This window comes from Mycobacterium parascrofulaceum ATCC BAA-614, from assembly GCF_000164135.1.
In the GTDB taxonomy this organism is placed as follows: domain Bacteria; phylum Actinomycetota; class Actinomycetes; order Mycobacteriales; family Mycobacteriaceae; genus Mycobacterium; species Mycobacterium parascrofulaceum.
Window position 1 is genome coordinate 1 of the sequence record NZ_GG770561.1, and the last position, 3051, is coordinate 3051.

3 protein-coding genes are annotated in these 3051 nt (G+C 63.2%); all 3 read left to right on the forward strand.

Annotation, left to right across the window (positions count from 1 at the left end; all coding sequences use genetic code 11):
- Window positions 1-101: 101 nt before the first annotated feature.
- The 3 genes from HMPREF0591_RS33550 to HMPREF0591_RS27805 all read left to right on the forward strand — a co-directional run bounded on the left by HMPREF0591_RS33550 (window position 102) and on the right by HMPREF0591_RS27805 (window position 2838).
- Window positions 102-644, forward strand: a complete 543-nt coding sequence (locus tag HMPREF0591_RS33550) for a hypothetical protein (protein WP_174814220.1) — start codon at window positions 102-104, stop codon at window positions 642-644.
- Window positions 645-1231: 587 nt separating this feature from the next.
- The gene (locus HMPREF0591_RS27800; protein WP_007172118.1) at window positions 1232-1948 is read left to right on the forward strand and encodes a ParA family protein; all 717 of its coding nucleotides are present in this window, start codon (window positions 1232-1234) and stop codon (window positions 1946-1948) included.
- Window positions 1948-2838, forward strand: coding sequence for a ParB/RepB/Spo0J family partition protein (locus HMPREF0591_RS27805; protein ID WP_007172119.1), 891 nt, complete (start codon window positions 1948-1950; stop codon window positions 2836-2838). Before HMPREF0591_RS27800 ends, HMPREF0591_RS27805 begins: the two co-directional genes overlap by 1 nt.
- Window positions 2839-3051: the final 213 nt, after the last annotated feature.

Sequence of the window (3051 nt, forward strand, 5' to 3'; positions counted from 1 at the left end):
GGGCAGTTGATTTGGCGACAGTGGGTGCGGACAAATGGGGACACAGATGATGTTGGTCAGGTTGGTAGAGCGCGACGATGGGTGTGTCCTATGGTTCCCACGTGGTGAACATCAATTCGAAATCGGCGGCGCGCAAGCGTGTCCGGGAGGCGCAGCATAAGGCCAACGAGGCACGTCTGGAGCGTGAGCGTCAAAATGTCGATGACGCTGCGTCGTTTCTCGTCGAGATTGGGCGGCTGGTCGCCGTCGACGAGTGGGAGCGCAACCGTATCCTCGAGATACGCGCAGAGGGGGAGCGGCGCCGTCACGAACACCGCCAGGCTGGCGCGACAGCGGTGGCCCGGATGCAAGGCCGTGGTGAAAGCCTCACTGCGATCGCTGAACTGGCGGGAGTCAAAGTCGGTGAGGTGCGCGCGGTGTTGAAGTCTGCCGACGCGCAGGCAGCGCCACGCGCGGATGCACTAGGCGCGGAAGGCAGCGCGGCGCGGGGCGCAGGAGAGGGCGCGGTGCCGGAAGCCGGCGGTGGCGCAGCCACCGACGCCGCGGCGCAAGCACTAGGTTCGGTAGACGCCGCCGCGCGAGAGGTCGGCGGTGGCGTGCCCAACAACGTGGCGGCACAAGCACTAGGTGCTGGTGCGCCGTGAACCGTCGACCGACGGTGTCGGTGAGGTCGTCAAGCGTCGGTGCACGTGCGAACGACTATGGGGGCGCTTTGTGGGTGGACCCGGTTGTGCATGCCAGCGGATGCCGCCGGTTCGACTCCTACGTCGTGCGGGGCCCCGGCGCAATCAACGCCCCGATCCACGAGTGCCCGAGGAAGTGGTCACCCTCTCGGCGGCGGCTGCCGGCCAACGTCATGATGTGGCCGGATGCCATCGGGAGCGGCGAGTCGATGAGGCGCGCGCACAACTCACTGCCGCGGCGGAATCGCGTGACTTTTGGGGTGATGATCTGAGCCCGGCATGTCCAGTTTTCCGCGGAAAACTGGCCTGTCGCTCGTCAATCGACGCAAGTCATGGACTCGCTGATGTGATTGACGGACCGGGAAGGCGCGAAAGACGGCATGCGATCTCCGGTTGGATCTGGGCAGTTTTCCGCGGAAAACTGGCGAGATGTAATGCACAATTCAGCGTGTCTGAGGGGCGGTCGTTCGGTCAGCGACGTATTTCCTGGCGGCCGGTTCCCGGAGTGGGCCGCAGCCGCGGCCCAAGCGCACCAAGGTCTTCTCCCCATGACTAAAGTTGTCACTGTTTTGAACCAAAAAGGCGGTGTCGGCAAGAGCACCGCGACCGTCAATCTGGCCGCCGTACGAGCCCAAAAACTGACCGCATATCTCGAGCCCGACGCGTTCTCGCCGGTGGCTGCGGTCTCGATAGACCCGCAGGGGTCGGCAAAATGGTGGGCCAACCGGGTCGACGCACTCCCCTTCCATCTTGTCCAAGCGCACGACGATCCCCTCGAATGGCTGCAGCAGCTCAACAACCTGCCCGGTATTGTCGAGGTCTACGTCGATACCGCCGGCTGGTTCGACCTCGACGCGGACTCCTCTCGAGATGGTCTAGGTGACGGATACTCCGCCGATGCACTGCGGACCGTCCTCGACGTCACCGCCGAAGCGATCGTCCCGGTGCTGCCGGCGCCGATGTGCTTCGACCCAACCGCGCGCACGATCCGTAAGCTTCTCGAACCGCGCAACATCCCCTACCGGGTCTTCATCAATGATTGGGACCCGCGCGATGGCGAACACTGGTTAAAGCAAACGCAGAAGTTCATTCGCGGACAGGGATGGCCCTTAGCCGAGACGGTAGTGCGGCACTACAAGATTCACACGAATGCCTGCAGCGAGGGCGTCGTGGTCACCCAGTACAAGAAGAGTGGCTCGGCGGCCAACGCGGCGGCTGACTTCTACAAGCTCGCCGACGAACTGAACATGGTAGGAGTCCGGTAATGGGGCGCGGTGGTGTCAAGACATTCGATGATCTCGTCGATGCTGTTGGCGACAACTCATCTGTTGACGGAAACGCGAAGATTCCCGTCGTCGCCCCACGGTCGGGCCTGTCGCGGTCGGTGGCTCTACGAGACCTGGTCGGCAACCCACACAACCCGCGCGATTCGGTCGGTGACCTCGACGAGTTGGCCTCCATCGTTGACTTCCAACTACAGCCCGTAGTTGTTGTCACCCGAGGAGCATTTCAAAACATCTACCCCGAGACCACGATTTCGGCGCGGTGGGTAGTAATCATCGGCAACCGGCGGTTGGCCGCCGCGCACAAGTTCGGCCGACCCGAGCTCGACATCGTGATCAAAGACGAACTCGCCAATGATCGCGCAACGCTGCTCACGGCTGTAATCTCCGAGAACGTCGACCGCTCGGGATTCGACGTGATCGAGGAAGCCAAAGCTGTCGAGAGGCTAGTGGGGGAGTACGGCAGCGCTGACGCCGCGGCCGAACATCTTCGTAAGAGCAAGACGTGGGTGTCACATCGGCGCGCGCTACTCAAACTGGCACCCGATCTTCAGGAAGCCACCCGCAGGGGCGATCTGGCGATTCGCGAAGCGCGTTCACTTGCCCAGGTTCCGCTCGCACAGCAGGTGGCCCGGTGGAAGGCCGCTCGCGGCCGGCGCAGTGAAGGGGCCAACACCGCCAATGAAACCGAAGACGGCAATTCGGATTCGGCGGCACGAGACGAACCAACGGCGCCGCCGCTGCGCTCGGTGACGCGGGCGCTTCGAAAGTTCGACGCGGATCCACGCGCCCTGGCGATAGCGTTGCGCGATCAACTTGGCGATAAAGGAGCCAGGACACTGGTCGGCCAGCTCAGGAAGTTGCTCACATAGCATCGCGAGGGTCAGTTTTCCGTGGAAAGCTGACCCATCCATCGAGGTGGCGTGGCATACTGCACGCTCAGCCACACTCAATTATGTTGGGCGTCAAGCGGTTTCGGTGGCACCGTTCGATATCGCAGGTGGTGGTTGTCGGCGTCAACACCGGCGAGCCGAAAGCCAAACGCACCCCACGGCAACGCTCACAGCTGGGAGCGCTGGGAGGCG

Excerpts from the sequence above, each read along its gene's own strand:
- HMPREF0591_RS27800 (WP_007172118.1), top strand. The coding sequence starts at position 1,232 with ATGACTAAAGTTGTCACTGTTTTGAACCAAAAAGGCGGTGTCGGCAAG.
- HMPREF0591_RS27805 (WP_007172119.1), top strand. The coding sequence starts at position 1,948 with ATGGGGCGCGGTGGTGTCAAGACATTCGATGATCTCGTCGATGCTGTT.